The following is a 12,198-nucleotide window of genomic DNA, read 5'->3' on the forward strand; positions in this document are numbered from 1 at the left end:
GAGGACGTCGTCGACTACTTCGGCGACTTCCAGAACGGCGGCGACGAGTGCCACATGGCGTTCCACTTCCCCGTCATGCCACGGATCTTCATGGCGGTACGCCGGGAGTCCCGCTACCCGGTGTCGGAAATCCTCGCCAAGACCCCCGCGATTCCCTCCGGTTGCCAGTGGGGCATCTTCCTGCGCAACCACGACGAGCTGACCCTGGAGATGGTCACCGACGAGGAACGCGACTACATGTGGGCCGAGTACGCCAAGGACCCCCGCATGCGCGCCAACATCGGCATCAGGCGCAGGCTCGCCCCGCTCCTGGACAACGACCGCAACCAGATCGAGCTGTTCACCGCCCTGCTGCTCTCCCTCCCCGGCTCGCCGATCCTCTACTACGGCGACGAGATCGGCATGGGCGACAACATCTGGCTCGGCGACCGCGACGCCGTCCGCACCCCGATGCAGTGGACACCTGATCGCAACGCAGGTTTTTCGTCCTGTGACCCCGGCCGGCTGTCGCTGCCGACCATCATGGACCCCGTCTACGGCTACCAGGTCACCAACGTCGAGGCGTCGATGTCGTCGCCCTCCTCGCTGCTGCACTGGACGCGCCGAATGATCGAGATCCGCAAGCAGAACCTGGCGTTCGGCCTCGGCTCGTACCGGGAACTGCCGTCGTCGAATCCCGCGGTGATCGCCTTCCTGCGCGAGTACGAGGACGACCTCGTCCTGTGCGTGAACAACTTCTCCCGGTTCGCGCAGCCGACGGAACTCGACCTGCGGGCGTTCAATGGAAGGCATCCGGTCGAACTGTTCGGCGGGGTGCGCTTTCCGGCCGTAGGAGAGCTGCCGTACCTGCTGACCTTGGCAGGACACGGCTTCTACTGGTTCCGGCTCCGCAAGGAAGCCGCCTAGCCACCCCTGGGGCGGGGTGGATCCGGTTTCCCCCGCCCCGCCCGGGGCACGCAACAGTGACACCCCGACCACCCCCGGGGAAAGGAACGTGACGCTATGGCGGAAACTGTCACACTTTCCGGCCGGACCAGTCCCGGTCCCGGCCTCCTCTCGTCCCTCGACCCCCTCCTGCGGGAGTGGCTGCCGAGGCAGCGGTGGTTCGCGGGCAAAGGCCGTCCCGTCACCGGATTCTCGCTGGTGGCCGCCACCGAACTCCTCCCCGCGGACGGCACCCTCGGCCTCTACCACCTGCTGGTCCGCGCCCATCAGGCCCCCGCTCCGGGCGACTGCTACCAGCTCCTCATAGGGGTGCGCGAGGCGCTGCCGCCCCGGCTCGCGCCCGCGCTGATCGGACATGTGGAGGAGGGCCCGCTCGCCGGACGCACGGTGTACGAGGCCCTGTACGACCCCCGGCCCGCCGAGGTGCTCCTGGAGGCGTTGCGCACCCAGGCCCACATCGGCGGGCTGCGCTTCGAACGGGACCCGGGCCAGGAGATCGCGACCGGTCTTGCCCCCCGCCTGATGACCGCCGAGCAGTCCAACTCGTCCGTCGTCTACGGCGATACGTTCATCCTGAAACTGCTGCGCCGGATCGTCCCCGGCACCAACCCCGACCTGGAACTCCCGCTGGCCCTCGCCCTGGAGGGCTGCTCCCGGGTGCCGGCGCCGACGGCGTGGCTGCGGGCCGAGTTCGCCGAGGAGCCGTACGTCCTCGGGGTGCTCCAGCCGTTCGTGCGGGGCGCGACCGACGGCTGGGAGCTGGCGCTGCGCGAGCTGCGGAAGGGCGAGGACTTCGGCGCGGAGGCGCGGGCGCTGGGGCGGGCCACGGCCGAGGTGCATGTGGCACTGGCCCGGGCACTGCCGACCACGACCCTGGGCCGCGTACAGCTGGACCAGCTGGTCACGGGCATGACCGAGCGGCTCGACACGGCGGCACAGGCGGTGCCCGCGCTCCGGCCGTACGCGCCCGGACTGCGTACGGCGTTCTCGGCGCTGGCCGACCTCGCGGCCGAGGGCCACACCTGGACCGCCCAGCGCATCCACGGCGACCTGCACCTCGGCCAGTGCCTGCGCTCGCCGTCCGGGGAGTGGTCACTGATCGACTTCGAGGGCGAGCCGTCCCGGCCGCTGGCGGAACGCCGGCTGCCCCAGCCGCCGGTGCGGGACATCGCGGGGATGCTGCGGTCCTTCGACTACGCGGCCCACTCCGCCGACCCGCCGGCCCCGGGCTGGGCGAACAGGTGCCGGGCCGCCTACTGCTCCGGGTACACGGAGATCAGCGGCGCGGATCCGCGCACCGACCCCGTCCTGCTGCGCGCGTACGAGACGGACAAGGCGGTCTACGAGGTCGTCTACGAGGCCCGGCACCGCCCCGACTGGCTCCCGGTCCCGCTCTCCGCCGTACGCCGCCTCGCCAACCCCACCACCTGACCCACCCCGCCCAGGAGGCCCCGCCCGTGACCCCGCGCCCCCCGTCCAACGGTCCGGACCCGAAGAAGGCCGCCGCGAAGAAGGCGACGGCCAAGAAGGGGGCCGGGAAGAAGAGCTCAGCGAAGAAGAGCTCGACGAAGAAGAACTCGCTGAAGAAGGCCTCCATGAAGAAGGGTTCGGCCCAGAAGACGAGCGCCGCCGACAAGAAGGCCACGCGCGTGACGGTGACGGCCGACACCGGCACCGGCACCGGCACGACCACACCCACCCCCGCACCCGCACCCGCACCCGCACCGGAGATCGCCATATCCCCTGCCCTCGATGCCATGGACCGCGACCGCCTCCTCCACGGCACCCACCACGCCCCCCACTCCGTACTCGGCGCCCACCCGGTCCCCGGCGGCGTCGCGTTCCGGGTGTTCCGGCCGTTCGCACTCGGAGTGACCGTCATGACGGGCGCGTCGACGACCGAACTGCACGACGACGGGGACGGCTTCTTCTCCGGGCTGCTCCCGCTCCCGGACGTACCGGAGTACCGGCTGCTCGTGGCCTACGACGGCACCGTGCAGGACACCGAGGACGCGTACCGTTTCCTGCCCGCGCTCGGTGACCTGGACCTGCACCTGATCGGCGAGGGCCGGCACGAGCAGCTGTGGCGGGCGCTCGGCGCGGAGCCGATGACGCACCAAGGGGTCACCGGCACCCGCTTCACGGTGTGGGCGCCGAACGCCCAGGGCGTACGGGTGGCCGGCACCTTCAACTTCTGGGACGGCACGGGCGCCCCGATGCGCTCGCTCGGCGGCACCGGCGTCTGGGAACTGTTCATGCCGGGCATCGGCGAGGGCGAGCTGTACAAGTTCGAGATCACCAGGCCCGACGGTTCCAAGACGCTGCGCGCCGACCCGATGGCCCGCCGCACCGAGGTGCCGCCCGCCACGTCGTCGATCGTGACCGCCTCGCACCACGAGTGGGGCGACGAGGAGTGGCTCGCGGGGCGCACCGAAGTCCCCGCCCACGAGGCGCCGTTCTCCGTGTACGAGATCCACCTCGCGTCCTGGCGCCCGGGCCTGACGTACCGCCAGCTCGCCGAACAACTCCCCTCCTACGTCAAGGACTTGGGGTTCACCCACGTCGAGCTGATGCCGGTCGCCGAGCATCCCTTCGGCGGTTCCTGGGGCTACCAGGTCACCGGCTTCTACGCCCCGACCGCCCGTCTCGGCACCCCTGACGACTTCAAGTTCCTGGTCGACGCCCTGCACCAGGCGGGTATCGGCGTCCTGATGGACTGGGTGCCGGCCCACTTCCCGCGCGACGACTGGGCGTTGGCCGAGTTCGACGGACGGCCCCTGTACGAGCACGAGGATCCGCTGCGGGCCGCGCACCCCGACTGGGGCACCCTGGAGTTCGACTTCGGCCGCCGCGAGGTGCGCAACTTCCTGGTGGCGAACGCCGTCTACTGGTGCCAGGAGTTCCACATCGACGGCCTGCGCGTGGACGCGGTCGCCTCGATGCTCTACCTCGACTACTCGCGCGAGCCGGGCCAGTGGACCCCGAACGAGCACGGCGGCCGGGAGAACCTGGACGCGGTCGCCTTCCTCCAGGAGATGAACGCGACCGTGTACCGCCGGGTGCCGGGTGTCGTGACGATCGCCGAGGAGTCCACCGCCTGGGACGGGGTCACCCGCGCCACCGACACCGGGGGCCTCGGCTTCGGGTTCAAGTGGAACATGGGCTGGATGCACGACTCGCTCGACTACATGACGCACGACCCGGTCCACCGCCGGCACCACCACGGCGAGATGACCTTCTCCATGGTGTACGCGTACAGCGAGAACTACGTCCTTCCGATCTCCCACGACGAAGTCGTCCACGGCAAGCGCTCGTTGGTGTCGAAGATGCCCGGCGACTGGTGGCAGCAGCGCGCCAACCTCCGCGCCTACCTCGCCTTCATGTGGGCCCATCCCGGCAAGCAACTCCTCTTCATGGGCCAGGAGTTCGCCCAGGGCGCCGAGTGGTCCGAGACCCACGGCCCCGACTGGTGGCTCCTCGACCCGGCCTACGGCGCCGAAGCCGACCACCGGGGCGTCCGCGACCTGGTCCGCGACCTCAACACGGTCTACCGCCACACCCCCGCCCTCTGGCAGCTCGACACCACCCCCGCCGGCTTCCAGTGGATAACCGGCGACGCCGCCGAGGACAACGTCTTCGCCTTCCTGCGCCACGACACCGACGGCTCCCCCCTCCTCGCCGTCAGCAACTTCTCCCCCGTGGTCCGCCACGACTACCGCCTGGGCGTCCCGGACGACACCCCCGCCTGGCACGAAACCGTCAACACCGACACCGCCGTCTACGGCGGCAGCGACGTCACCAACCCGGACCCCGTCAAGCCGGAACCGACCCCCTGGCACGGCCGCCCGGCGAGCATCCGACTGACACTGCCACCACTGGCGACGATCTGGCTGCGGCCGGCCTAGGACAACTCCCGTACATCGGCGAGCGCGCGGGGCAGCGCCCCCGTGTGCAGCACCCCCAGCCGCTGAGTGGCCCGGGTCAACGCCACGTACAGGTCACTCGTGCCGTACCGCCCCGGCTCGACGACAAGTACGGAGTCGAACTCCAGGCCCTTGGCCTGCCGTGGGGTGAGGAGTACGACGCTCTGTGTCAGGTCCGGCTCCGCGCCCGCCGTCACTCCGTCGAGTCGCGCGGCCAGCCGCCGGTGCAGGTCGCGCGGGGCGATGACGGCCAACCGGCCCTCCGCGGGGGTGAGTTCACCGACGGCCTTGGCCACCGCACCCGGCAGATCGTCGGTGGCGCGCACCCATGGCCGTACACCCGTGGACCGCACCGAACTCGGCGGTTCGAAGCCGGGGTTCTCGGCGCGGACGACGGCCGCCGCGAGGTCCATGATCTCGGCGGGGGTGCGGTAGTTGACGCCGAGGCGGGTGTGGGTGAAGCGGTCCTCGACGTAGGGGGCGAGGATCTCCGACCAGGAGCCGACGCCCGCCGCCTCCGCCGTCTGGGCCGGGTCGCCGACCAGGGTCATGGAGCGGGTCGGGCTGCGCCGCATGAGCAACCGCCAGGCCATCGGGGAGAGTTCCTGCGCCTCGTCGACGATAATGTGCCCGAACGCCCAGGTGCGGTCGGCCGCCGCGCGCTCGGCGGCGCTGCGGTGGTCCTCCTCCTCGTGCCGCTCGGCGAAGCGTTCGGCGTCGATGATGTCGTGCGCGGACAGCACCTCGGAGCCCTCGGGGTCGCCCTCCTCCTTGTCCTCGAACTCGAAGGTCCGGGAGGCGAAGGACACGTCCAACACACCCTGTGCGAACGACACTTGGGACTCGCGTTCACGTTCGGCGCGCGCCCGTGCCACCCGGTCGTCGCGGCCGAGGAGTTCGGCGGCCTCGTCGAGCAGCGGTACGTCCGCCACGGTCCACGCCCGGGTCACCGGGCGGCGGATGGCGTCCGCGTCGTCGTCGGAGACATAGCCGACGGGGTCGGCGAGGAAGTCCGCGACGAGGTACTGCGGGGTCAGCCGCGGCCACAACTGGTCGATGGCGGCCCAGACTTCGGGGTTCTCGGCGAGTTCGTCGCGGATCTGGGTGATGTCGCTCGGGTCGAGCAGGTTGCTGCCGTCGAAGGGGTCGGTGCCGATGCGTTCGGCGACCATCTCGGTGAGCGTGTTGAGGATGTGCCCCTCGAAGTGCTCCCGGGCCGCGTTGTGCGGGAGCCGCGCCTCGCGGGTGCGGTCGCGGGCCACCCGGACCAGGCCGTCGTCGAGCATGAGGATCTCGCGGTCGTGCTCGATCGCGATCACCGGATCGGGCAGGGCCTGCCAGTCGCGTACGACCCTGGCGAGGACGTCCGCCATGTCGGCACGGCCCTTCACCGCTGCCGCCGCCCGGCTGTCGGCGGCCGTGGCACTCACGCCGGGGAACAACTCGCCGACGGTCGCCAGCAGTACGCCGGTCTCGCCGAGGGAGGGCAGCACCTCGCCGATGTAGCCGAGGAAGGCGGGGTTCGGGCCGACGATGAGGACGGCGCGCTTGGCGAGCAACTCCCGGTGCTCGTAGAGGAGATACGCGGCCCGGTGCAGCGCGACGGCGGTCTTGCCGGTGCCGGGTCCGCCCTCGACGACGAGCACCCCGCGATGCGGCGCCCGGATGATCTCGTCCTGTTCGGCCTGGATGGTCTGCACGATGTCGCTCATCCGCCCGGTGCGCGCGGAGTTGAGCGCGGCCAGCAGCACCGCGTCGCCGCTCGGGTCCTCGTGGCCGGTGCGGGTGGCGTCCCCGAGGTCGAGGATCTCGTCGTGCAGGGCGGTGACGCGGCGGCCGTCGGTGGTGAGGTGCCGGCGGCGGCGCAGGCCCATCGGGGTGTGCCCGGTGGCGAGGTAGAAGGGGCGGGCGACGTCGGCGCGCCAGTCGATCAGGATCGGGGTGAGGTCGGCGTCGTCGGCGCGGATACCGATACGGCCGATGTGGTGCCGGACCCCGGAGGTCAGGTCGATCCGGCCGAAGCAGAGCGAGCCGTCCACGGCGTTCAGCGCGGCGAGCAGCCCCGAGCGCTCGGCGACCAGGATGTCCCGCTCCAGCCGGGCCTGCATGGGCGTGTTGCCCTGCCCGAGCGCGTCCGTGACGGAGTCCTCGGTGGCGCCGCGCAGCGCGTCCACGCGTGCGTACAGACCGTCGATGAATTCCTGCTCGCCGTGAATTTCATCGCTGTTTGACAATTCCACTCCCGGACCTATATACTGTGCTCACTGAGCCTCTTTGCGACCTAATTCCCGTGAAGTCGCGAACCATTGAATATACGCAAAAGAATCCCCCGAGCGCAATTGCTCAGGGGATTTTTTCGTGCCCGGGGGGGCTCAGATCACGTCGGCCAGTTCCTCCAGCAGTCGCCGCTTGGGCCGGGCTCCCACCATGGCCTTCACCGGCTCACCGCCCCGGAAGACCATGAACGTGGGCATCGAGAGAACCTTGTACGCGTTCGTGGTCTCCGGATTCTGGTCCACGTTCAGCTGCACCACCTTCAACCGCTCGCCCTCCTCCGCGGCGAGGGCGCGCAGCACCGGCCCCATCTGCCGGCACGGAGGACACCAGTCCGCGGTGAACTCCACCAGCACCGGCAACTCGGCCCCGATCACCTCCGCAGCGAAACTCTCATCCGTCACGTCGATCACGTGTGTCACGTCGATCACGGTTCACGCCCTCCCAGTTCGCACAACGGTGGTGGCTCCTCGACCGACGCCAGCCGCACCCCGATCTCCGCCCGCACGGCCTGCAACTCCCCGATCAGGGAATCCAGTTCGGCCAGCTTGCGCCGGTAGACCGCGAGCGACGCCGGGCACGAGTCGCCCTCCGGGTGCCCGGCCCGCAGACACTCCACGAAGGGCCGCGTCTCCTCCAGGTCGAACCCGAAGTCCTGCAGCGTCCTGATCTGCCGCAGCAGCTTCAGATCGGCCTCGTCGTACGTCCGGTACCCGTTGCCGCCACGCCGCGCGGGCAACAGCCCCCGCGACTCGTAGTACCTGAGAGTCCGCGTCGTGGTCCCGGCCCGTGCGGCCAGCTCGCCGATTCGCATGCCTACGACCGTAATCCTTGACGTCGGCGTCAGGGCAACAGGGAAACCGCGGCGACCTCAGTAGCCGTCCGCGTCCTCGTCGCCGTCCTCCGGCCCCCGCACCCCCAGTAGCCGCCGTGTCAACTGGTCGCGGTCGGAGAGAAGTTCGTCGAGGGCGGTACGCAGGTCGGACGGTTCCGTGCGCGGGGACTCGCGTTCGGCCGCGATCAGTACGGACCGTCGTACGAGTTCCTTCGTGAAGGACGCCGTCGTGCCCTCCGTGCGGGACACCATCTCGTCCGCGACTTCCTTGCCCAGGTCGAGCCCGGCGCCGTAGAGGGCGAGGAGCCGGGCGCGGCCCTCGGCGTCCGGGAGGGGAATCTCCACGGCCAGGTCGACGCGGCCGGGGCGCTGGATCAGGGCCGGTTCGAGGAGGTCGGCGCGGTTGGTGGTGAGGAGGAAGGCCACGTCGGCGTCGTCACCGAGGCCGTCCATCTCGTTCAACACCTGGAAGAGCAGGGGCTGTTCGCCGCCACCGTGGTCCCGTGCCTCGGCGATCAGGTCACAGTCCTCCAGGACGACCAGCGCGGGCTGGAGCATCCGGGCCAGGGCGCAGGCCGGGCCGATGGCGTCGATGCCGGTCCCGGAGAGGACGACGACCGTGAACTGCGGGAGGTGGGAGAGGAGATAGCGGATCGTGTGGGTCTTGCCGGTGCCGGGCGGGCCGTAGAGGAGAAGGCCGCGGCGCAGGTGCTGGCCGGCGGCGCGGAGCTGCTCGCGGCGGCGGGCGACGCCGACGACCTGGCGCTCGACGCGCTCCAACAGCCCCTCGGGGAGCACGATGTCCTCGCGGGTCAGTCCGGGACGCCGGTGGAAGCGGAACGGACCCAGGCCGTGGCCGAACTGGGAGCCCTCGAAGGAGAGCACCTGCCCCTGAAAGATGTTGTGCTCGCGCACCAGCCGGTCGATCTCGGCGAGCAGCCGGTCCGCGAACTCCTTTTCCTGGGCGAGGACTTCGATCTCGACCTTGTTCCGCCCGTACTCGTCGGCCGGGCCGCGCAGCAGCACCGCGAACCGGTCTTCGCCGTCCGCACCGAGGTAGAACCCGCAGGAGACACAGGCGAGTTCCTCGTCCGGCGAGATCGGCAGGTGCGCGTAGTCGACGGCGCCGATCGTGAACCGGTCGTAGCGGTCGGCCGCTTCGAGGATGTCGCCGAGGGTCAGCTCGCCGTGGTGCTGCGCACCGCGCATGCCGACCAGCTCGTACGACCGCCCGTCCCCGGCGAACCAGCGCTCCAGGGCGAGATGAACGTTCGGCAGGTCGTACGGCGGATAGGCGGCCTTGACCACGGGCCGGTCGGCGGGTGCGGTGCCGAGGTGGTCGCGCAGGCGTTTGGAGAGGTTGCGGTCGGCCTCGTACTCCTTGCGTTTGGGGCGGGCCACCGCGGTGAGGAACTCGTAGAAGAGTTCGTTGATCTGCTCCAGCGAGAGCGACGAGGGCTCCCGCTCCGCGCCGTGCCTTCGTTCGTGTTCTTCGGAGCTGATGATCTCCAGTCCGCCCGATTCCCCCATGCCTGCCTCCGCTTGGTCCGATGGGTCCGACCGGTCACGTCGGGTGTCCCAGCGTGCGGGTGAACGGGACGGCGGGTCAAAGCATTTGGGGTGAATGCCCCCGAAGGGATGGTTAACGGGCCGCGGGCCGGGGTCACACCATCACGCCCGCCGAGGTCTCCACCTCCAGCAGGGACGCGCTCTCGCGTTCCTCGTCGAAGGCCTTGCGTCCGCCGCGCAGCCCGAACAGCCGCTTGGCGAGGGCGATGTAGAGGACGGCGAGGATGTTGAGGACGAGGGTGGCGATCTTCAACCAGCTGATGTGCTCGGTGAGTTCGTAGATCTCCAGCGGCAGGAACGCGGCGGTCGCGACCACCGTCAGATACTCCGCCCAGCGCTTGGCGTACCAGAGCCCGCCGGCCTCGACGAGTTCGATCAGCGCGTACGCCAGCAGCAGTACGGCGACCAGGACCAGCGTGGAGTGCTTGTAGCCGAAGGTCTTCTGGATGGAGCCGACGACCGGCGAGTGGTCGAGGTCGTAGTGGAAGTGCTTGAAGACCGGGCGCAAGACGTCCAGGTACTCGTCGAAGAGCTTGCGCACCGAGTCCTGGCTGTTGCTGAATTTCCACACCGCGGCGGCGACCAGCACGATGAACACCCCGCGCACGGCCCGCTCGATCGCCAGGAACCGCAGGATGAACAGATCCCGCAGCACCTTCCCGCGCGGCACCAGCGGAGCGTGGTCGGCGGGCCCGGAGCCGTGCGGTTCGCCGAGTACGAAGTCACCGCAGCGCAGGCAGCGCCACGCCGTACCGAACTTGGTCTCGACGCGCAGCCGCTCCCGCAGCGCCGTCTCGTCGGGCGCGTACGTCACATGCCCGTGCCGCGCGCAGTGCCGCCGATCCCAGTCGATCTTCATGCCCATGTCCCCCGTGACTCCCGCCGAACGAGAACGTGCCGTGCCGCGCCGGAGGTTTCCGGCACGGCACGGCACGGTAGTGCATCCGCTTGAACCTCGGCCCCGGAGGGCGGGTGACGCGGGGTGGACCGGGCGGCTGAGCGACGGGGGGACACCCAGCCGCCCGGAGTCCGTGGGGCGTCCGGACCTTGTTCAGGTAAGTCCGGGCGCCCCGCTCGGGGGGGGCGGGTCAGGCCTTCGCGAGTTCCTTCTCGCCGCCCTGCTCGGGCACTGCGTCGAGGTGCTCGTTGCTGTCCTCGTCGAGCAACGTCTTCTCGTCGAAGGGCAGTTCACCCGCGAGGACCCGGTTCACCCGCTCCTTGTCGACCTCGCCGGTCCAGGTGCCGATGAGCAGCGTGGCGACGGCGTTGCCGGCGAAGTTGGTGACGGCGCGGGCCTCGCTCATGAAGCGGTCGATGCCGATGATCAGGCCGACACCGTCGACCAGGGCCGGCTTGTGCGACTGCAGACCACTGGCCAGTACGGCGATGCCGGAGCCGGAGACACCGGCCGCGCCCTTGGAGGCGACCATCATGAAGAGCAGCAGGCCGATCTGCTGGCCGATGTTCATCGGCTGGTCCATGGCGTCGGCGATGAACAGCGAGGCCATGGTCAGGTAGATCATCGTGCCGTCGAGGTTGAAGGAGTAGCCGGTCGGCACGGTGATGCCGACGACCGGGCGGCTGACACCCAGGTGCTCCATCTTCGCGATGAGCCGCGGCAGCGCGGACTCGGACGAGGAGGTGGAGACGATCAGCAGGAACTCCCGGCCGAGGTACTTCAGCAGCTGGAACAGGTTGACCTTGGCGACCAGCTTGGTCAGCGTGCCGAGCACGACCACGATGAACAGGAAGCAGGTGACGTAGAAGCCGAGCATGATCGTGCCGAGCGCCTTGAGGGCGTCCATGCCGGTCTCGCCGATCACCGCGGCCATCGCGCCGAACGCGCCGACGGGCGCGGCCCACATGATCATGCCGAGGATGCGGAAGACCAGCTTCTGGATGTACTCGACCCCGCGCAGGACCGGCTCGCCGGTCCGGCCCATGGCCTGCAGCGCGAAGCCCGCGAGGAGCGCGATCAGCAGGGTCTGCAGGACCTGGCCCTCGGTGAAGGCCGACACGAAGGTGGTCGGGATGACCCCGAGCAGGAAGTCGACCGGACCTTCGGCGGCGGCCTGGGCCTGCGTGTGTCCGACGCCCTTGACGGCCTCGGTCAGGTGCATGCCGCTGCCCGGGTGGATGATGTTGCCGACGACCAGGCCGATGGCCAGCGCCACGAACGACATCGCGATGAAGTAGCCGAGCGCGAGTCCGCCGACCTTGCCGACCTGTGCGGCCTTCCGTACGGAGCCGACGCCGAGCACGATCGTGCAGAAGATGATCGGGGAGATCATCATCTTGATCAGCGCGACGAAGCCGGTACCGATCGGCTTCAGTTCCTTGGCGAAGTCGGGCGCGATGAACCCGACGGCGATGCCGAGGGCCACCGCGACAATCACCGCGATGTAGAGGTAGTGGGTACGGTCCCGCTTCGCGGGGGGTGCGGCAGGTGCGGGAGCGGTGCTGGCCACGGCTGCCCTCCTTGACGACGTCGTCGGCATCATCCGGCGTGCGGCTCACGACCGGCGGAATCCCGTTGTGCGGCTCACATCCGGGAAGAACCGGGAGATGGGGGCTCCCAGGGGGTTGCGGTGACTATCTCCCGGCTTGTGAGGCCGGTCACCCTTCCGTTCATTTAGTTCACGCCATGTCTGG

General features: G+C 69.8%; 9 protein-coding genes. 3 read left to right on the forward strand and 6 right to left on the reverse strand.

Translation table 11 applies throughout. The features are described 5' to 3' along the window. The 3 genes from AB0I51_RS33685 to glgB form a co-directional block, all read left to right on the forward strand. Nucleotides 1-906: alpha-glucosidase C-terminal domain-containing protein (locus AB0I51_RS33685; RefSeq protein WP_362981781.1), on the forward strand; the 906-nt coding region annotated here is incomplete at its 5' end. Nucleotides 907-1,002: 96 nt separating this feature from the next. Then, nucleotides 1,003-2,376, forward strand: a complete 1,374-nt coding sequence (locus AB0I51_RS33690) for a phosphotransferase (protein ID WP_362981782.1) — start codon at nucleotides 1,003-1,005, stop codon at nucleotides 2,374-2,376. Between the two features lie 26 nt (nucleotides 2,377-2,402). Next, entirely contained in the window at nucleotides 2,403-4,850 is a 2,448-nt protein-coding gene (glgB, locus tag AB0I51_RS33695; protein WP_362981784.1) for a 1,4-alpha-glucan branching enzyme, read from the forward strand. Here the strand turns inward: glgB and AB0I51_RS33700 are convergent. The 6 genes from AB0I51_RS33700 to AB0I51_RS33725 all read right to left on the reverse strand — a co-directional run bounded on the left by AB0I51_RS33700 (nucleotide 4,847) and on the right by AB0I51_RS33725 (nucleotide 12,047). Then, nucleotides 4,847-7,084 carry a UvrD-helicase domain-containing protein gene (locus AB0I51_RS33700; protein ID WP_362981948.1) on the reverse strand — a complete coding sequence of 746 codons (2,238 nt, stop codon included), beginning with the start codon at nucleotides 7,082-7,084 and terminating at the stop codon, nucleotides 4,847-4,849. The genes glgB and AB0I51_RS33700 overlap by 4 nt on opposite strands. A gap of 156 nt (nucleotides 7,085-7,240) precedes the next feature. Further along, entirely contained in the window at nucleotides 7,241-7,555 is a 315-nt protein-coding gene (locus tag AB0I51_RS33705) for a thioredoxin domain-containing protein (RefSeq protein ID WP_362981950.1), read from the reverse strand. 14 nt (nucleotides 7,556-7,569) lie between these two features. Continuing rightward, nucleotides 7,570-7,956 carry a MerR family transcriptional regulator gene (locus AB0I51_RS33710; RefSeq protein WP_362981786.1) on the reverse strand — a complete coding sequence of 129 codons (387 nt, stop codon included), beginning with the start codon at nucleotides 7,954-7,956 and terminating at the stop codon, nucleotides 7,570-7,572. Nucleotides 7,957-8,013: 57 nt separating this feature from the next. Further along, nucleotides 8,014-9,507: an ATP-binding protein gene (locus AB0I51_RS33715; protein ID WP_362981788.1), complete on the reverse strand. Its 1,494-nt coding sequence runs from the start codon at nucleotides 9,505-9,507 to the stop codon at nucleotides 8,014-8,016. 133 nt (nucleotides 9,508-9,640) lie between these two features. After that, nucleotides 9,641-10,405: a DUF2127 domain-containing protein gene (locus tag AB0I51_RS33720; RefSeq protein ID WP_362981790.1), complete on the reverse strand. Its 765-nt coding sequence runs from the start codon at nucleotides 10,403-10,405 to the stop codon at nucleotides 9,641-9,643. A gap of 229 nt (nucleotides 10,406-10,634) precedes the next feature. After that, nucleotides 10,635-12,047, reverse strand: coding sequence for a cation:dicarboxylase symporter family transporter (locus tag AB0I51_RS33725; protein ID WP_362981792.1), 1,413 nt, complete (start codon nucleotides 12,045-12,047; stop codon nucleotides 10,635-10,637). Nucleotides 12,048-12,198: the final 151 nt, after the last annotated feature.

The sequence above is a fragment of the Streptomyces sp. NPDC050549 genome (assembly GCF_040655035.1).
Classification (GTDB): domain Bacteria; phylum Actinomycetota; class Actinomycetes; order Streptomycetales; family Streptomycetaceae; genus Streptomyces.